16 protein-coding genes are annotated in these 17,490 nt (G+C 69.1%); 3 read left to right on the forward strand and 13 right to left on the reverse strand.

Going from position 1 to position 17,490, the window contains the following annotated elements; translation table 11 throughout:
• Nucleotides 1–238: 238 nt before the first annotated feature.
• Nucleotides 239–1,162, reverse strand: a complete 924-nt coding sequence (locus EKO23_RS23025; RefSeq protein ID WP_134720829.1) for a LysR family transcriptional regulator — start codon at nt 1,160–1,162, stop codon at nt 239–241.
• Between the two features lie 120 nt (nt 1,163–1,282).
• Between EKO23_RS23025 and EKO23_RS23030 the strand changes: the two genes are divergently transcribed.
• Nucleotides 1,283–1,609 (forward strand): CBU_0592 family membrane protein, encoded by a 327-nt coding sequence (locus tag EKO23_RS23030; RefSeq protein WP_134720830.1) that lies wholly within the window; start codon nt 1,283–1,285, stop codon nt 1,607–1,609.
• A 27-nt stretch (nt 1,610–1,636) separates the two neighbouring features.
• Here EKO23_RS23030 and EKO23_RS23035 read toward each other — a convergent pair whose 3' ends face one another.
• The 12 genes from EKO23_RS23035 to EKO23_RS23090 form a co-directional block, all read right to left on the reverse strand.
• Nucleotides 1,637–2,098, reverse strand: a complete 462-nt coding sequence (locus EKO23_RS23035; protein WP_246051266.1) for an SUMF1/EgtB/PvdO family nonheme iron enzyme — start codon at nt 2,096–2,098, stop codon at nt 1,637–1,639.
• A gap of 19 nt (nt 2,099–2,117) precedes the next feature.
• Nucleotides 2,118–4,418: an arylsulfatase gene (locus EKO23_RS23040; protein ID WP_134720841.1), complete on the reverse strand. Its 2,301-nt coding sequence runs from the start codon at nt 4,416–4,418 to the stop codon at nt 2,118–2,120.
• A gap of 62 nt (nt 4,419–4,480) precedes the next feature.
• A complete protein-coding gene (locus tag EKO23_RS23045; RefSeq protein WP_134720831.1) occupies nt 4,481–5,278 on the reverse strand; it encodes an enoyl-CoA hydratase-related protein in 798 nt (265 codons plus the stop codon).
• Nucleotides 5,279–5,281: 3 nt separating this feature from the next.
• The gene (locus EKO23_RS23050) at nt 5,282–6,439 is read right to left on the reverse strand and encodes an acyl-CoA dehydrogenase family protein (RefSeq protein ID WP_134720832.1); all 1,158 of its coding nucleotides are present in this window, start codon (nt 6,437–6,439) and stop codon (nt 5,282–5,284) included.
• Between the two features lie 65 nt (nt 6,440–6,504).
• The gene (locus tag EKO23_RS23055) at nt 6,505–6,978 is read right to left on the reverse strand and encodes a thioesterase family protein (RefSeq protein WP_134720833.1); all 474 of its coding nucleotides are present in this window, start codon (nt 6,976–6,978) and stop codon (nt 6,505–6,507) included.
• Nucleotides 6,975–7,925, reverse strand: coding sequence for a 3-hydroxyacyl-CoA dehydrogenase NAD-binding domain-containing protein (locus EKO23_RS23060; protein WP_134720834.1), 951 nt, complete (start codon nt 7,923–7,925; stop codon nt 6,975–6,977). The genes EKO23_RS23055 and EKO23_RS23060 overlap by 4 nt, the downstream gene beginning before the upstream one ends.
• Nucleotides 7,922–8,806 (reverse strand): beta-keto acid cleavage family enzyme, encoded by an 885-nt coding sequence (locus tag EKO23_RS23065; RefSeq protein ID WP_134720835.1) that lies wholly within the window; start codon nt 8,804–8,806, stop codon nt 7,922–7,924. The genes EKO23_RS23060 and EKO23_RS23065 overlap by 4 nt, the downstream gene beginning before the upstream one ends.
• Nucleotides 8,803–9,909, reverse strand: coding sequence for a serine hydrolase domain-containing protein (locus tag EKO23_RS23070; RefSeq protein WP_134720836.1), 1,107 nt, complete (start codon nt 9,907–9,909; stop codon nt 8,803–8,805). Before EKO23_RS23070 ends, EKO23_RS23065 begins: the two co-directional genes overlap by 4 nt.
• 4 nt (nt 9,910–9,913) lie before the next feature.
• A complete protein-coding gene (locus tag EKO23_RS23075; RefSeq protein WP_134720837.1) occupies nt 9,914–11,713 on the reverse strand; it encodes an ABC transporter ATP-binding protein in 1,800 nt (599 codons plus the stop codon).
• Nucleotides 11,713–12,564, reverse strand: a complete 852-nt coding sequence (locus tag EKO23_RS23080; protein ID WP_134720838.1) for an ABC transporter permease — start codon at nt 12,562–12,564, stop codon at nt 11,713–11,715. The genes EKO23_RS23075 and EKO23_RS23080 overlap by 1 nt, the downstream gene beginning before the upstream one ends.
• Nucleotides 12,561–13,598: an ABC transporter permease gene (locus tag EKO23_RS23085; RefSeq protein WP_134720839.1), complete on the reverse strand. Its 1,038-nt coding sequence runs from the start codon at nt 13,596–13,598 to the stop codon at nt 12,561–12,563. The genes EKO23_RS23080 and EKO23_RS23085 overlap by 4 nt, the downstream gene beginning before the upstream one ends.
• Nucleotide 13,599: 1 nt before the next feature.
• Nucleotides 13,600–15,183: an ABC transporter substrate-binding protein gene (locus tag EKO23_RS23090; protein ID WP_217702779.1), complete on the reverse strand. Its 1,584-nt coding sequence runs from the start codon at nt 15,181–15,183 to the stop codon at nt 13,600–13,602.
• A 61-nt stretch (nt 15,184–15,244) separates the two neighbouring features.
• On the opposite strand from EKO23_RS23090, the gene EKO23_RS23095 reads away from it, so the two are divergent.
• Nucleotides 15,245–16,075: an IclR family transcriptional regulator gene (locus EKO23_RS23095; protein ID WP_217702780.1), complete on the forward strand. Its 831-nt coding sequence runs from the start codon at nt 15,245–15,247 to the stop codon at nt 16,073–16,075.
• Between the two features lie 33 nt (nt 16,076–16,108).
• The gene (locus EKO23_RS23100) at nt 16,109–16,639 is read left to right on the forward strand and encodes a CGNR zinc finger domain-containing protein (RefSeq protein WP_134720840.1); all 531 of its coding nucleotides are present in this window, start codon (nt 16,109–16,111) and stop codon (nt 16,637–16,639) included.
• The last annotated feature ends 851 nt before the right edge of the window (nt 16,640–17,490 follow it).

Genomic DNA, 17,490 nt, shown 5'->3' on the forward strand with positions numbered 1-17,490 from the left:
GCGAGACTTGAACCCGCGAGTACTTCGGGATCATGTCGGGATTCGCGGCCGAGAGTTCAGGTGAGCCGTGCCCCTGATCGCGTTTCCGCCGGTCAATGCCTCCCTTCTTGTCGGGCTGACAGGATTGAACCTGCGACGCAGCCGCGCGCTCGGAAGCGTTCAATCCCGGCGCCGAAAGCCTCGACCTCCTTGTTGAAGGCTCGGCGAGAGCCGAACCCGGTTCGACGGGGGGATGTCATCACATGCCTGAGGATTCGTAGGAGAACGCCGCCGCGGCTTCGCGGATCAGGGCGGTGGCCGCGGCGAGGGTGGGGGCGGCGGCGCTGCTTCGGGTGAGGTGGCGCAGCACGACGCGACGCATGCCGAGACCGGGGATGTCGAGGAGGTCCACGCCAGTGGCCGGGAGGGACTCCATGGCCAGGGCGGGTGCCAGGGTGACCCCTTGGCCGGCTGCGACGAGCGCGAGCGCGTTCTGGTAGCTGAAGAAGGTGTGCTGGGTCGACTCCTCGCCACCCAGCTCGCGGCGGACCCGGCGGACGGCCTGGGCGCTCGCGGCGGCGGGGTCCAGGCCGAGCCACGGCATCCCGAGCCGACTCAAGTCGACGACGTCATGGGAAAGCAGGGTGCCCGAGGGCACGACAAGCTTCCACGGCTCGTCGAGCAGAGGTACGTCGGTCATCCCTCGCGGGGACGGGTAACTCTCGTCGGCGTCGAGTTCGACCGCAACTGCATCGAGCGAACCCGCCCGCAACGCACGCATCAGATCCGGCTCGTCGGCCTCCACGGTCTCGAACAAGAGCGCCGGATAGCGCTGCCGCCAGTCGGGGAGGGCAGGCGCCAGCACGCTGACCAGGAACGACTGGAACCCGCCGATGCGGACCGAACCACTCACCGTTGCCGCCGTTTCCTCGAGCCGCGAGCGGGCCAGCGCGAGCGCCCGCTCGACGTCCTCGGCCGCTTCGGCCAGCGCCAGCCCAGCCGGGGTCAGCACGCTGCCACCCGGCGCTCGCCGGAGCAGGGCATGGCCTGTCTCGCGCTCGAGCTTGGCGATCTGTTGGGACACCGCCGAGGGAGTCACCGTCAATTCGTCGGCGGCCGCAAGGACGCCCCCGTACCTCGCCACAGCAAGGAGAAAACGAAGCCTGCGCGGGTCGATACTCACTTCAGTAATTCTAAATCTGGCGTGCAGAAGAGTGCAATTGTGCTAACGGCTGGGCGGCACCAATGTTGACTCCTCGGACCGAAGAACGGCCGGGCATGAGAACAGCGAGGGACACGGAAGATGATCGCGTCAGCCATGGGGTGGATCGGGACGATCGGCAGCATCTGCGCCTACCTCCTGCTGAGTCGTGGCCGATGGGACGCGACGTCGCTGCGGTACTCCTTGCTGAACCTCGTCGCCGGCGCCCTCGCCGGCAGCGCCAGCGCGCTGTACGGCGCATGGCCGAGCGTCGGCTCGAACGTCCTGTGGTGCGCCATCGCCGTCCACTCTGCGGCGACGACCCTGCGCGAGCGCCGCTCCCGCGTTGCATTCGCCGAGCCAGGGGCGTGCGCGGACCACGCGGGAGAACCGGCGCCGGGTGCTCGGACACTGCTCGCCGCTGCCTGAGCCGCTACAGGCCGGGGCGCGAGGCGGCTAGCCGGAAGCCGAGGTTGCCTGCGCTCGAGTCGGCGGCATGCCGTTGACGGGCGGACACCCGGTACCGTCGACCCCGACCACCGAAGAGCGCGGTCCTTCGGGGTGCGCCCAGTCGGCACCCGGCACCTCGCGCCACCACGGCGCGGCGGCGACCCCTCGGGCCGGCGGGAAGTCGTCGGGCAGGAAGCCGCCGAACACGAACGACCAGCCGTAGCGCTCCGCGTCGGCTGAGTAGCCGGTGGCGTCGACGAAGTCCGCGAACCCGTGGATGGTCACCGCACAACGTGCGATCCGGTACGCGGCCAGCTCGACCTCGCGGACCGGCCACTCCTCAGGGTCGGCCCGGATCGTCGCTGCCCACCAGCGTGGGACCGCCGGGCAGGGTGACGGAACCGTTGGCCGCACCGCGGGCAGGCGTGGGGCGGAACCGCACCGGAAGGCGGGGGATCGCCGTCGCACGAGGGAGAGCAGCAGCCCATCACTGGTGGACCATGGCCGCGCGCTCCCGCCCTTCCCCGGACCCGGGGTCGACGAGGTCGCCCAGGTCGAACCGAACCCGGTGGATGAGGCCCTGGAAGCGGTTGCGCACGGGCAGGTAGTCATCGACCACGGGCGTGCCGCGGTCGACTCCGATGTTGAAGGTCTCGTCGAACGAGAAGTAGTAGGCGGTCGTGACCGGGATCCTCCCGGAGCCGACCGAGACGCCGTCGACCTCAAGCGTTGCGGTGGCTCCGCTTCCGGGCGGCCCTCCGTCGTACGCGAACCGGACGACCAGGTCGTGCCGGCCCGGCGTCATCGGCTCTTGGCCGCGGATCACCGTCAGGTCGCGGCCGACGTAGTTGTAGGCGTAGTGCGGGACGCCGACGACGAGGTAGAGCGACCACCCCCCGAACCGCCCTCCCTGCGCCACGACGACGCCGTCGGTGCCGGTGACCACCTCGAGGTCGGCGGTGATCACGTGCGAGCGGTTCTTGACGTTGGGCGCAGCCTCCTCGGTGAGCCGGCCGACCCGGGGACCGAAGCTCAAGCTGGTCCGTCCGCCGTACAGGTCGAGCCGCCCGGCCACTTCCGGATTCTCGCGCTCGGTGACCCGATCGTCGAGCGGGAGCACGTGGTGCTTCTCGGCCTCACGATCGAAGATCTGCTGGAGGTCGCGCAGCCGCGCGGGGTGCTGCTGGGCCAGGTCTCGCGCCTGGCTCCAGTCAGCAGCGTGGTCGTAGAGCTCCCAGACGTCCTCGTCGAACGGGCGGTGGAATGTCTCCACCATCTCCCACGGCGTGCTGTGACGGGTCACGGCCGTCCAGCCCTTGTGGTAGATCGCCCGGTTGCCGATCATTTCGAAGTACTGCGTGGTCCGCCGGTCCTGCGCATCCGGGTCATCGAAGGAGTAGCGGAAGCTGGTGCCCTCGACGGGCTGCTGTGCGACGCCGCCGAACGTCTCCGGCGCCGGCAGCCCGGCTGCCTCGAGGACCGTCGGCAGGACGTCGATGACGTGGTGCCACTGGTGCCGGAACTCGCCGCGCGCAGCGATGCCGTTCCGCCAGCGCACGATCATCCCGTCGCGGGTGCCGCCCAGGTGCGTGAGCTGCTTGGTCCACGGGTACGGCGTGTTCATCGCCAGTGCCCAGCCGACCGGGTAGATGGCGTACGTCGTGGGGTCGCCCAGGGTGTCGAGCCGGGCGGCCATGTCGGCCGTGTCGTCCTGGATCCCATGGCCGACGAGATGCTCGCGAAACGTTCCGCGCGGCCCGCCCTCGCCGGAGGCGCCGTTGTCACCGAGAAGATAGAGGAAAAGAGTGTCGTCGAGCACGCCGAGCTCGTCGAGGGCATCGACGAGACGGCCGATCTGGACGTCCGCGTGCTCCGCGAAGCCGGCGTAGGTCTCCATGAACCGGGCCGCAACCCGGCGCTCGGTCTCGTCGAGCTCGTCCCAGTGCGGCACGCCTTCGGCCCACGGCGCCAGCTCGGTCGTTGCCGGCACGATGCCGAGCTCCTTCTGCCGGGCCAAGGTGGCCTCGCGCTGAGCGTCCCAGCCGGCATCGAAGCGACCGGTGTACTTGTCGCGCCATTCGGGCGCAACGTGGAAGGGGGCATGCGTCGCGCCCAGCGCGACATAGGCGAAGAACGGCCGCTCGGGGGTGATCGCCTGCTGGTTCTCGACCCAGGCGATCGCCTTGTCGACCAGATCCTCCGAGAGGTGATAGCCGTCTTCGGGCAAGCGGTCGGGCTCGACCGGGTAGCGACCCTGGTAGAGCTGCGGGTACCAGTGGTTCATCTCCGCGCCCATGAAGCCGTAGAAGTAGTCGAATCCCTCCCCCATCGGCCATCGGTGGAACGGACCGGAGGGGCTCACCTCGACCGGCGGGGTCTGGTGCCACTTGCCGAACGCCGCGGTCGAGTAGCCGTTGCCCCCCAGGATCTGGGCGATGGTGGCGGCGCTGGCCGGTCGGTAGCCGTGGTAGCCCGGCTCCGGCGTCGACATCTCGGACGTCACGCCCATCCCGACCGAATGGTGGTTGCGCCCGGTCATCAGGGCCTGCCGGGTCGGCGAGCACAGGGGCGTGACGTGGAACCGGCTGTAGCGCAGCCCTTCGTCGGCCAGCCGCTTCGCCGTGGGCATCTCGCACGGCCCGCCGTACGCCGTCGAGGCACCGAACCCCATGTCGTCGATGAGCACGACCACTACGTGGGGAGACCCTGGCACGGCTCGGACCGGATGGATCGGCCGGGCGTCGGTGTCGACGTCGAGCGGGAGGCGTGTTCGGTCGTGGCCGGTCATGGGGCGGCGTTCCTCCTCGAGCTCAGGGTGCGGGTCTGCGCGTTGGTCCTCATCGTCGCCGGTCATCGGCCCTTCCACTGGGGGGGCCGCTTCTCGGCGAACGCGCGCACCCCCTCGAGTTGGTCCTCCGACTGGTAGAGCGTCGCGACGGCCGGGAGCGAGCTGGTCGTGACCAGGTCCATCGCCTCGCCGAAGGTGAGCGACTCGGCGACGCGCATGGTCTCCTTGATCGCGGCGAAGACGAGCGGTGGCCCAGTGGCCAGCAGCCGGGCGACCTCCCACGCCCTGGCCCGTACGCCGGCCTCATCGGCGAGCACTTCGTTGACCAGGCCCCAACGGGCGGCCTCGTCCGCCGACATCCACCGGCCGGTGAGCAGCAGGTCCATCGCGACGTGATACGGGATCCGCTTGGGAAGCTTGATCGTCGCCGCGTCGGCCAGCGTGCCTGCGTTGATCTCCGGCAGTCCGAACTGGGTGGCCTCGGAGGCGTAGATCAGATCGCAGGACAACGCCAGCTCGAACCCGCCACCCAGGGCCAGCCCATGTGTCGCGGCGATGACTGGCTTGTTGAGATCGGGCAGCTCCTGCAGCCCGCCGAAACCGCCGACACCGTAGTCGCCGTCGACGGCGTCGCCAGCGGCGGCGGCCTTGAGGTCCCACCCCGCGGAGAAGAACTTGTCGCCCTCCGTGCGCAGGATCGCCACTCGCAGCTCGGGGTCGTCTCGGAAGTCGGCGAAAACCTCCCCCATCGCCCGGCTGGTCGCCAAGTCGATTGCGTTGGCCTTCGGCCGGTCGAGGGTCACCTCGAGGATGCTGTCGTCGCGCTGGGTACGGATTGCCGGGTGGCTGACGTCGATCATCGGTCACGCTCCCAAGGGGCGCAGGAGCGATCGTGAAATGATGTGGCGCTGGATCTCCGAGGTCCCGTCCCAGATCCGCTCGATCCGGGCGTCGCGCCAGATCCGCTCCAGCGGCATCTCGTCCATCAGGCCCATTCCGCCGTGGATCTGGATCGCCTCGTCGGCGACCATCGCCAACATCTCAGTGGCCTTCAGCTTGGCCATCGCGATGTCGGCGTCGGCGGCCGTGCCCTGGGCGACCTTCCACGCCGCGTGAAGCGTCACGAGCTCTGCGGCCCGCAGCTCGGTGGCCATGTCTGCGAGCTTGAAACCGACGCCCTGGAAACGTCCGATCGGCTGACCGAACTGCACACGACTCGCAGCGTGGGCCCTCGACAGCTCGAGTGCCAGGTCGGCACGCCCGAGACACGTCGCCGCCACCTGGAGACGGGTTGCGCCCAGCCACCGACCGGCGAGTTCCAGGCCCTGGCCCTCCTCGCCGAGGAGGGCGTCGCCGGGGACGTGAACGTCCTCGAAGTCGAGGATCGAGTTGGTGTAGCCGCGGTGGGAGACGCTGCGGTACCCGTGGCGACGATGAACCCCCGGGGTGTCCAGGTCGACCAGGAAGATCGACATGGTGCCCCGCCCCGTGTCGTCGGTGCCGGTCCGGGCCAGGAGGATGACGAAGTCCGACTCGTCGGCGTGGCTGATGAAGTGCTTGGTACCCCGGATGCGCCACCCACTCCCGTTTCGTACGGCGCGCGTCCGGATGGCGCGGACGTCGGAGCCCGCCTCCGGCTCGGTCATCGCCAGGCATTCCACGCGCTCGGCCCGGACGCACGGGAGCAGGAAGCGCTCCCGCTGCTCCTCGGTTCCGGCCAGCAGGATGTTCGACGGACGTGCCACGCAGGTGTACTGCAAGGCGTAGCTCGTCTTGCCGAGCTCCTTCTCGAACAGCACCAGGGTGATCGGGTCGAGGCCCGCGCCACCCACCTCCTCGGGCATGTTGGCGGCGTACAACCCGGCGGCGAGTGCCTTGGCGCGGATGTCCGCGGCCAGCTCCGGACGAAGTACGCCGGATCGCTCGACTTCCTCCTCGTGCGGGCGCAGCTCGCGCGCGACGAATGCCCGCGTCACCTCCACGACGCTGCGTTGTTCGTCGGTCATCGCGAAGTCGAACATGGGATTCCTTTTGTACGGCGCACGACGTCGGTCTGCCGAGCCGGGACCGGGGGGAGCTGAGTCGCTCATGACATCGCGATGGGCTCGATCCGCCCGCTTGCCCCGTCGGGTGGGGACACGCAGGCATCTCGGGCCAGCCTGACGACGTCGGTGGGTAGCGGCGCGGACGCCCCGTCGCGGACGTGCACACCGAGCACCTCCTCGGTGGCGCGAAGGCGGCCCGACGCCCACAGCTCGTGCCAGATCCACAGCAGCTTGGCGGAGACGCCGATGATCGACGAACGGACCTCCAGGTCGCTGTCCGCCGAGATCTCCTCGAGGTACCGGAGGTGGGCCTCGACCGTGTAGAGGGATGCGTTGTTCGTCGAGCGGTAGCGCGCATCCAGCCCGACGGCGTCCATCACAGCGTCGGTGGCGTGACCGAGCACGAGGACGTAGTAGGCCTCGGACAGGTGGCCGTTGTAATCGATCCAGGCCTCCTGGACCCGCTCCCGCCAGATCGAGAAGGGCACGCCCGACCCGCCCTGCTCGGCGATCATGCTCGCCCCAGTGCCCGCAGGATCGCGATCACCCCACGGTCCCGCTCGGCCACCAGGTCGTCGATGGTCCGGTCGCCCGCCTCCCGCTCGCAGCCCTCGACCACGGCGTCGCGCAGCGCGGGGGTGAGCTCGGCGGCCTGCAGCCGCGTCCACGGCGACTCCAGCGAGGGACCGAAGTGATCGAGCATGCGCGCCATCCCGCCCTGGCCCCCGGCCAGGTGAAAGGTGAGCATCGGGCCGTGGACGGGCCAGCGCAGTCCGGGACCATCGGTGATCGACAGGTCGATCTGCTCCACGGTCGCCTCACCCGCGGCCACCATGTGCAGCGCCTCGCGCCACAGGGCCTCCTGGAGGCGGTTGGCGATGAAGCCGGGCACCTCGTGGTCCATGACGATCACCGACTTGCCGGCGTGCCGGAAGAACGCTGCTGTCCACGCCACGACGTCGGGCGCGGTCTCGGTGCCGCCCACCACCTCGACCAGGGGAATGAGGTACGGCGGGTTGAAGGGATGCCCGACGACGGTGCGCTCCGGGTGGGCGCACTTGTCCTGCATCTCGGTCATCCCGTAGCCCGAGGTCGACGACGAGATGACGACGTCCTCTGGCGTGACGGCGTCGATCTCGGCCAGGAGCGTGCGCTTGAGCACGAGGTCCTCGGGTGCGCTCTCCTGGACGAAGTCGGTTCCGGCGCAGGCCGTGGCCAGGTCGCGCTCCACGACGAGGTTGTCGGTGCTGGCCCCCTCGGCGAGTCCCAGCTCGGTGAGCGCCGGCCAGGCCCGGCCGACCAGGTGCCGCAGCCGGGTCTCGGCGTCCTTCGCCGGGTCCCATGCCACCACGCGGTACCCACGGGCGAGGAAGTAGGCGACCCAGCCGCCGCCGATCACGCCTGCGCCGACGCAGGTGACCGTCCGAACCTGCTCAGGGGCGGCCCTGGCCGGCTCGGTCACCGCGGCTTCAGCGCGAGGATCTCGCGCCCCTCGTCGGGCGTGGCCACCTTGGCGCCCATGCTCTCCACGATGGTCCTGGCCCGCTCGACCAGCTGCGCGTTCGTCGCCTTCACGCCCCGACTCAGGTACAGGTTGTCCTCCAGGCCGACGCGCACGTGACCGCCGAGCAGCACAGACTGGGCCACCCACGGCATCTGCATCGCACCGAGAGCGAACGACGCCCACACCGCGTCCGGTGGCAGCTGCTTGACCATGGCGGCCAGCGTCAGCGGGTCGGCGGGCGCGCCGTACGGGATGCCCATGCAGAGCTGGTACATCGCGGGTGCGTCGACCAGCCCTTCGTCGACCAGCTGCTGGGCGAACCAGAGGTGGCCGGTGTCGAAGATCTCCATCTCGCAGCGGACGCCCAGCTGCTGGATCTTCTTGGCCCCCTCGCGAAGCATGTCCGGGGTGCTGACGTAGACCAGGCTGCCCTCGCCGAAGTTGAGGCTCCCGCAGTCCAACGTGCAGATGTCGGGGAGCAGTTCCGCCACATGGGGCAGCCGGTCGACACCGCTGACCAGGTCGGTGCCCTCGAGGAACGTCGTGGGCTGGTGAGGATCGAGCACCAGGTCGCCGCCCATGCCGGCCGTGGTGTTGATGATGACGTCGACGTCGGAAGCCCGGATCCGCTCGACGACCTCGCGGTAGAGCCCCACCTCGCGTGAGCCTTTCCCGGTCTGGGGGTCCCGGACGTGGATATGGACGATGGTGGCCCCCGCTCTCGCCGCGGCGATGCCCGACTCGGCGATCTGCTCAGGGGTCACCGGCACGTGTTCGGAGCGGCCGACGGTGTCGCCGGCGCCGGTCAGCGCGCAGGTGAGCATGACGGTGCGGTTCACGGGACGTGCTCCTTCGTTGTCTGCGAATGGGAACCGGCGGCCTCCAGCAGCGCGTGCAGGCCGAGGTAGCTGAGGTCGCGTGCCTGTCGGTCGACCAGGAAGTCGTCGAAGGGCCACTGCGAGGTCTTGACCACGACAGCACCCGTAGCCCGATCGGCAGCCGCGAACTGGCCGCGGCTCCCGTCCGCGGTCACCCGGGTGCCCAGGTCGTCCATCGGCCACCAGTGGTAGCCGAAGCCGGCATGGGTGGTGATGCTGCTGGGCAGCCGGCCTACCCCGAGGAAGGGGTACGCCGGCCGCGCAGCCGCGTGGACCCAGTCCGGGTCCAGCAGGGGCTCGCGACTGTCGCTGGTGCCGGCAACGGCCAGCAGCGCGACCTTGGCCCAGTCGCGGGCCGTTGCGGCCAGGGCACCGCCGGCCATCGCGACCCCCGAGCCGTCCACCCCGACCACCGCGTCGTCGGTGCACCCCAGGTCGCGCCACAACCGGGCGACGTCCTCGGCGAAGCTTCGCCCGGTGGCCCGCTCGCGCACCCAGTCGAGGACCTGTGAGTCTGCCGTGCAGTAGCTGAACCGGCTCCCGGGGGCAACCCGGGCCTTGACCTCGAGGAGGAGGGTCCGGGACTCACCACCGTCGGTGAAGCAGGCCAGGAGCAGCGAGGCCAGGCTGTCGGGGTCGCGGAGGTCCTCGACCCAGTCCACGCCGGTGGTCATGGTCAGGACGTCCAGCACACGGGCGCCGTCGTACCCGGTGCCGGAGATCTCGGGGACGTGGTCGGTCACCGGCTCGGTGAGTGCCAGCGCCCCCTCACGGACCGCCCGGCCGATGAGATGGGCCAGCACCGACTTGGTCATCGACGCACCCAGGAAGAGGGTGCCCGGGCCCAGCCCCTCGGCGTACCACTCGTGCACTACCGAGCCTCCGTCGACCACCACCAGCGAGGTCGTCGACGTCTCCGGAATCCACTCCTCGAGGCTGCGGACCCGGCCCGCGCCCACGACGTCGACGACGAGGTCGCGATGCTCCGACGGCAACGCCCGACCGTTGGTGGCCGACACCCGGACGTGGCGCCACCCTGGGTCGCGCTGGGGGTCGATGAACATGGGGTCAGCCGATGCTCGGGCTGTTGGCCAGCAGCTTGCGGGTGTACTCCTCCCGCGGGGTCTCCATCACCGACACCACCGGCCCGGACTCCACCACGCGTCCCGCCTGGAGGATCTCCACGCGGGCCGCGATCGAGCGGACCAGGGCGAGGTTGTGGGTGACGAACAGCATGCTGATGCCGCGCTGCTTCCGGAGGTCCTCGAGCAGCGCCACGATCGAGCCCTGCACGGAGACGTCGAGGGCAGAGGTGATCTCGTCGCAGATCATCACGTCCGGCTCGGCGGCGAGCGCCCGGGCGATCGCGACGCGCTGCCGCTCTCCCCCGGAGAGCCGGTTGGCCTCGTAGTACAGCATGCCCGGTCCGAGGGCCACCTGCTCCATGAGCTCGACCACGCGGTCGGTGGCCGGCTTGCCCTTGGCCAGGCCGAACAGCTCCATGGGCCGCCGGATGATCTGCTCGACGGTCAGCCGGGGATTCAGCGACAGGTAGGGGTTCTGGAAGATGTACTGCATCCGCCGGCGGTCCTCCGCGCCGCGTCCGCGTGCGCTCTTGGCCAGCTCGCGTCCCTCGAAGTTCACGATGCCCGTCCAGTCCTTGTGCAGCCCGCCCACGGAGCGCGAGATCGTGGTCTTGCCGCTGCCGGACTCGCCGACCAGCGCCACCACCTCGCCCTTCGCCAGGTCCAGGTTCACGTCGTGGACGACATGCTTGCGGCCGTAGAAGACGTTGAGCCCCTCGAGTGAGAGGATCACGTCGCGCTGCCGGTCGGGGTCGGCATCCGGGACGGTGCCTCGGTTGATGTCCCAGACACCGATCTCCTCCACGCGGATGCACCGCACCTCGTGGTCCGGGGCGATGGTGCGTAGCGCGGGCGCCTCCCGGCGGCACTCGTCGACCGCGAACGAGCAGCGGTCGTTGAACCGACACCCGTCCGGCCGGGCGCCGGGCGCCGGCGTGCGGCCGGGGATCCCCCTGAGCGCGCGAGCCTGGCTCAGGTGCGGGATCGAGTCCAGGAGGGCACGCGTGTAGGGGTGCGAGGGGTGGGCGAAGATCGTCTCCTTCGGGCCCACCTCGACGATCTGCCCGGCGTACATCACGGCCACGCGGTCGGCGATGTTCGCCACCACCGCGAGGTCGTGGGTCACGTAGAGCGCGCTGACGCCGTAGGCTCGGCACAACTCGGCCATGGTGTCCAGGACCATCTTCTGGGTGGTGACGTCAAGGCCAGTGGTGGGCTCGTCGAGAACCAGCACCTTGGGCTTCGGCAAGAACGCCATCGCCAGCGCGACCCGCTGCACCTGGCCGCCGGAGAGCTGGTGGGCGTAGCGCTTCAGGAACTCGTCGTCGTTCGGCAGGCCGACCTCGGCCAGGCCGTCGCGGGCACCCTGCCGGCGCGACTCGGAGGTGCCGATGCCGCGCAGCTCCATGAGCTCGACGATCTGCTTTCCGATCCGGATGCTCGGGTTGAGCGCGGACGCGGGGTCCTGCGGGACGTAGGCGATCTCCTCGCCACGCAGCTGCCGGACCTCCTTCCACGGCAGCTTCAGCACGTCGCGCCCCTCGAGCAGGACCTTGCCCGCAGATATCAGGGCGCCCGCCCGGGAATAGCCGAGCAGCGACGTACCGACGGTGGTCTTGCCGGAGCCGGACTCCCCGACCAGGCCAACGACCTCGCCGGGGTGCAGCACCAGGTCGATGTCGTCGACGACGTCCACAGGACGGCTGGTCAGGCTGACCTCGAGGTCCTCGACGACGAGGCCTCCTGACGGTGTCGCCTGGCGCTCGGCTGCGGTCGCGGTCATCAGTCAGCCCGCTTCTGCGAGATCTGGGCGAGACCGTCGGCCATCAGGTTGGTGCCGATCGTGAAGATCGCGATCATCAGCACCGGCGCCATCACCGACCACGGCTGGGTGGCCAGACCGAGCCGGTTCTCGTTCATCATCTGGCCCCAGTTGGCCGCACCCGGGTCGGCCGCGAACCCGAGGAAGCCGAGGGCGGCGACCAGGCCGATCGAGTAGGTCAGCCGCAGACCGGCCTCGGCGAGCAGCGGGCCGGTCATGTTGGGCAGCACCTCGGCGAGGATCACCCGAGACCGCTTCTCGCCGAGCGCCTCGGCGGCGACCACGAAGTCGCGGGAGACGATCCCCAGCGCCACCCCGCGGGCGACGCGGGCCACGCGCGGAGCATGTGAGAGTCCGACCAGCAAGATGATCACCCACGGAGCAGGGTTCTCGACCGCCGTGAGCACGACCAGGGCCAGCAGGATCTGCGGGAAGGCGAGCAGCACGTCGTTGAGGCGCATGATGACCTCGTCCCACCAGCCGCCGCTGTAGGCCGCGACCACGCCGATGAGGATCCCGAGGACCATGCCCAGCGCCGTGGCGAGCACCGAGATCACCAGGATGCCCACACCGCCGTACATCACCCGGCTCAGCACGTCCTGGCCGAGGTAGTCGGTGCCGAGCACGCCGACGCTGGAGTACGGCGGCCCGGCGGTCTCGTTCTCGCCGTAGGGCGCGAAGAGCGGCGCGAAGATCGCGAACAACACCACCAAGACCGTCACGGTCAGACCTACCGCGAACCGCTTCTGCTTGAGCGCGCGCCGGAAGAACGACGGCGGCGCCGCGGCGGGGGTGCTCGTGATGGCGGTCATGAGGAGATCGCCGTCCTCGCCCGGGGCGTCAACAAGATGGAGATGATGTCCGCGACCAGGTTCACGACGATGTAGAACGCGGCGATGATCATGGCCAACGCCTGCACCATCGGGACGTCGTGGTTGCGGACGGAGTCGACGAGCTGGCGCCCGACGCCGGGATAGGCGAAGAGCGTCTCGACGAGGACGACACCGCCGGCCAGCCAGGCCAGCTGGAGCGCGATGACCTGGATGCCGGGCACGATCGCGTTGAGCAGCGCATGCTTGCGCATCACCACCGGCTCGGGAATGCCCTTGAGCCGGGCCAGCTCGACATAGTCGCTGTCCAGCACCTCCAGCAGCGAAGCACGAACGATCCGGGACACGTACGGCACCACGGCCAGCACCAGACACGCGATGGGCAGCACCATCCCCTTCGCGCTCTCCCACGGCGGGCCGCCGGTCGGCGAGACGATGGTGACCGCCGGGAAGATGTGGAACACCGACGTCGAGAAGACGAACACGAGCAGGATGCCGATGACGAACTCGGGGATGCCGGCCAGCGCCAGGAGCACCGTCTGGATCCAGGTGTCCGGCCGACGCCGGCGGTAGTTCGCGGAGATCATCGCGATCCCGAAGGCCACCGGGATCATCACCAGCGACGAGAGGAACACCAGCACCAGCGTGTTCACCACGCTGTCGGAGATCTGGTCCCAGACCGACTGCTGGTTGGCCAGCGAGGTGCCGGGATCACCGGTGAGCAGCCCGCCGAGCCAGCTGAAGTACCGCGAGACGAGGCCCTGGTCGGCGTTCAGCTGCGCCTCGAGCTGGGCCACCCGGCCGGGGTTGGAGTTGTAGTCGCGGCCGAGGATCGCCCGCACGGGGTCGCCGAGGGCGGCCGTCGCCAGGAACACCAGGACCGACACCAGCCACAGGGTCAGGAGCGCCAGGCCGAGCCGGCGCAGCAACCAGATCGTCCACGCGGCCGCGCCGGAGCGACCTCGAGGAGGTGCGACCTCCTCGAGCGGATCCTGGAGAGTCGCGACGTGGGTCATCTCAGACCGACACCTTGTTGAACTTGTAGTTGCCGAGCGGGAGGTACTTGCTCGGCTCGAGGCCCTGGACGTTGGCGCCGTACCCGTCCACCTGCTGGCGGAAGCCCCAGATGATCAGGCCGCCCTCGTTGTACTCGATCTCCTGCGCCTGGTGGAGCAGGTCGCTGCGCTTGGCCTCGTCCAGCTCCTTCGCGGCGGCGTTGACCAGGTCTCGGTGATCCGCGTTGTCCCAGTGGGTCTCGTTGTAGGTGCCGCCCTGGTCCGGTGGGAACGTGCCGACGACGGCCTGCGGGATGTAGTTCCGGGTGTTCCAGAAGTCCTGGGCGAAGGTGTAGGACAGGTAGTTGTCGTCGTAGAACGGCGTCTTCTTGGTGACCTTGACCTCGACGCCCGCCTTCTTGGCCTGCTCGACGAACAGGTTGGCCGCGGCCGGGGCATTCCCGGGGATGTCGTCGCCGGTGAAGAGCTCCACCTGCAGCCCCTCCTGCCCTGCCTGCGAGAGCAGCGACTTGGCCTGGTCGATGTCCTGCTCGCGCTGGGGCAGGTCGCTGGCGTAGGCCGGATCGAGCGGGGCGTAGAGGTCGTTGCCCAGTGAGCCGTAGCCGCTCAAGACCTGGTCGATCATCGCCTGGCGGTCGACGATCAGCCGCATCGCCTGGCGGACCTTGACGTCGTTGAACGGCGCCTGGTCCACGCGCATCGTGAACGGCACCCACTGGCCGCCCTCTGCGACCAGCACGCCACCACCGGCACCCTTGATGGTGTCGACGAGGTTGTAGGGCAGGTTGTCGATGGTCTGGACCTGGCCGGCCTGCAGCGCGTTGACCTTGGCGTTGTCGTTGTCGAAGTCCTGGATCTGGAGCTCGTCGACGAAGGCCGCGTCGCCCCAGTAGTCGGCGTACTTGGTGAACGAGCTGGTCTTGCCGGGCTCGAACGACTTGTAGGCGAAGGCGCCGGTGCCGACCGGCTTGGCGAGGTCGAAGTCGGTCGGGATGATCCCGGTGGTGTACTCCGCCAGCAGCGAGTCGAGGATCGCGTACGGCGTGTTGAGCACCAGCTGCAGCGTGGTCTCGTCGACGACCTTGCTGGACTGGAAGTCGATGATCTGGGACAGCTGGCCGCCTCCCGAGAGCGGTGCCTTCGGGTCGGCGAAGCGCTTGATGCTGAACCACGCATCGTCGGCTGTCACGGTCTTGCCGTTGTGGAAGGTGACCCCCGGGCGCATCTTGACCGTCCACGTCACGCTGTCCTTGGACTCGACGGACTCGGCCAGCGCCGGCTCGATCTGGTAGTCGTTGTTCCAGAACAGCAGCGGCTCGTACAGGTTGTTCACCCGGGAGATGTCGGCGCTGGTCACCGGTGCGTGCGGGTCGAGGGTGTCCTTGCTGCCACCGCCGGTGGCGCCGTGGATCAGGATGCCGCCGGAGTGCTGCTCGCCACCTCCGCCACCTCCGCCGCCTCCGCCGTCATCGCCTCCGCACGCAGCGAGGAAGCTGCTGCCTCCGACGGCAGCGATACCGAGACCCGAGTACTTGAGCAGCTGGCGCCGGGAGAGGGCGGGGCTGCGGCGCGAGTTCTTGTTCACTTTGTGACTCCCATGGGCACTATGCGAACGAGATGTGATCTTGGCAACATAGAGGCATTGCGTGCGCAGGGTCAATGAGGCAGAGGAAACGGAAACGGAAATGTCACCAGCGTCGGAGCGCCAGGCGGGGTCGACCCGGGTGCAGTCGGTCGAGCGAGCGGCTGCCCTGCTCCGGGCGGTGGCAGCAGCCACGGGCGCGGACGGCTCTGCCACGGCGCTGGCCGAGACGGTGGGGCTGAACCGCACGACCACCTGGCGCATCCTGACCACGCTCGAGCAGGAGCGACTCGTCACCTATGACAAGGAGACCGGCACGTACTCGTTGGGATTCGGACTGATCGACCTTGCCGGCCAGGCCGACGGCGACGGCATGGTCCGCTCGGCACGCTTGGTGCTCCAGCGCCTGGCGGCCCAGGCACGGGAGACCGCCGCCCTGGCCGTCGTGCGCGGCGGGGTGCTGACCTACGTCGCGGAGGCAACTGCCGACACCGTGGTGGCGGCTGGATGGCAGGGCCGGGAGGTCGCGGTACACGCGACGTCGACGGGCAAAGTGCTCCTTGCCTACTCGCACCCCGCCGAACTCCGCGCGCTCTTGAGACTGCCACGCGGGGGACGTCTTCCTCGGTACACCCCCTCAACGATCACGTCGCTCGCCACCCTCGAGGAGGAGCTCGCACTCGTCCGCGAACGCGGATACGCCGTTTGTCGGGGTGAGTTCGAGAGCTCGGCCTGGGGAGTTTCGGCCCCGGTGCTCGACCTGGCCGAGCGTCCGATCGCGGTCGTCAGCGTATGGGGACCCAGCGAGCGCCTGACTGAGAGCCGATTCGAGGCTCTCGGCGCCCTGGCCGTCGCGGGCGCATCCGAGATCGCCGGGCGACGGGCAACGACGTGACTACCCGGTGGGCCAGCGGCGTAAGGTACCAGCGTGACGTTTGCACGTGACACCGAGCTCTCGCTGCTCGCTGCGGTCGCCCTCGTGAACTCAGCGGAGCCGCCCGACACGCTGACCTCAGAAGCCGAGCTCGAGGCGTTCTGGACGCGATTCGGCTACACCGGCCGCCATGACCGCGACGAGACCGAGCTGGCCGGTGTTCGTGCGCTGCGCCCACAGCTACGCGAACTGCTCACGGCCGATCGCGACAGCGCCGTGGTGATCGTCAACGACCTGCTCGAACGGGCCAATGCGAGGCCGTTGCTCGTCCGGCACGATGATCAGGATTGGCACTTGCACGTCGTGGACGCGGATGCGCCGTGGCCTGAGCGGATCGCGGCAGAGACTGCGATGGCGATGGTCGAGGTCATCCGGGCCGACGAGCTGTCGCGGCTTGGCATATGCGCCCAGGATGACTGCCAGAGCATCGTGCTCGACCTGTCCCGCAACCGCTCCAGGATCTTCTGTAGCAACAACTGCGGCAATCGTGCCGCAGTGGCCGCCTACCGCGCCCGTCAACGCTGAGTCCGTGCGGCGCGTCCGGTCGACCAGTGGTGGGCGGCTCGAGACGCGGGATCACTGACGCGAGTGCGCTCCGTCTTCTCTCGGCAAATGGGTCCGGCCGCGACAAGTATCTGGTGAACTTGTGGGGCATGGCGCCCACAGCAACCCGCGTGATGGTCACTTCCCGCAGGTCATCCCTGTAGGAGCGGGACCGGTCAAGAGGGTTCTTGAGGGTTTCTTCTCGGCCGCGGCGTAAACGCCTTCACCCCCAACAGATGCGCCAGATGAACGTTCGCGCCGGCCGCCTGGAGCGCGTCGACCGCCCAGTAACAGCCGTAGGTCGCCTCGAGGACGACCTCGGGATCGAACCCCGGCACGGGCCATCACCCGGTTCAACGAATCAACATCGTTCGAGATCCGGACCGACTCCAACACCTCACCGGCATCGGTCGTCCGGACCAGCACCGTGCGGCGCCGATGCAGATCGACACCCACGAACTACTTACCTGCATACTCAGACTCAGACACAAGGGGCCTCCTTCGTCGTGGACGTGAGAACACCCAGCATCCGCCGGGACTGCGAGGAGCGGAGGCCCCGCTCCTACATCGCATCAGGCGCGCCGCGTGGCGTCTTGAACCGGCGACTTTTTGCGGAGTAGGCAGGGACTCCGGCCACAATGGCTCAAGCCCGAACTGCCCCTGACCTGCGTAAACACCTCGACGCGGCGACCGACTATTGCTCGACCTTGACCACGAGAGCGGGCTATTGACCCGAATATTTGGGGAAATGGCGCGGCACGGCATCCGCGTCGCGCAGCACATCAAACGACCACCAAAATCCACGAGATCTACGGCGCTGCCGAATGTCAGAC

The organism is Nocardioides guangzhouensis (assembly GCF_004519545.1).
GTDB lineage: Bacteria > Actinomycetota > Actinomycetes > Propionibacteriales > Nocardioidaceae > Nocardioides > Nocardioides guangzhouensis.

What these genes read in the sequence shown, in the direction of transcription:
- EKO23_RS23045 (WP_134720831.1), bottom strand. Translation starts at nt 5,278, where the DNA reads ATGATCGACGTCAGCCACCCGGCAATCCGTACCCAGCGCGACGACAGC.
- EKO23_RS23050 (WP_134720832.1), bottom strand. Translation starts at nt 6,439, where the DNA reads ATGTTCGACTTCGCGATGACCGACGAACAACGCAGCGTCGTGGAGGTG.
- EKO23_RS23075 (WP_134720837.1), bottom strand. Translation starts at nt 11,713, where the DNA reads ATGACCGCGACCGCAGCCGAGCGCCAGGCGACACCGTCAGGAGGCCTC.
- EKO23_RS23030 (WP_134720830.1), top strand. Translation starts at nt 1,283, where the DNA reads ATGATCGCGTCAGCCATGGGGTGGATCGGGACGATCGGCAGCATCTGC.
- EKO23_RS23070 (WP_134720836.1), bottom strand. Translation starts at nt 9,909, where the DNA reads ATGTTCATCGACCCCCAGCGCGACCCAGGGTGGCGCCACGTCCGGGTG.
- EKO23_RS23080 (WP_134720838.1), bottom strand. Translation starts at nt 12,564, where the DNA reads ATGACCGCCATCACGAGCACCCCCGCCGCGGCGCCGCCGTCGTTCTTC.
- EKO23_RS23085 (WP_134720839.1), bottom strand. Translation starts at nt 13,598, where the DNA reads ATGACCCACGTCGCGACTCTCCAGGATCCGCTCGAGGAGGTCGCACCT.
- EKO23_RS23055 (WP_134720833.1), bottom strand. Translation starts at nt 6,978, where the DNA reads ATGATCGCCGAGCAGGGCGGGTCGGGCGTGCCCTTCTCGATCTGGCGG.
- EKO23_RS23040 (WP_134720841.1), bottom strand. Translation starts at nt 4,418, where the DNA reads ATGACCGGCCACGACCGAACACGCCTCCCGCTCGACGTCGACACCGAC.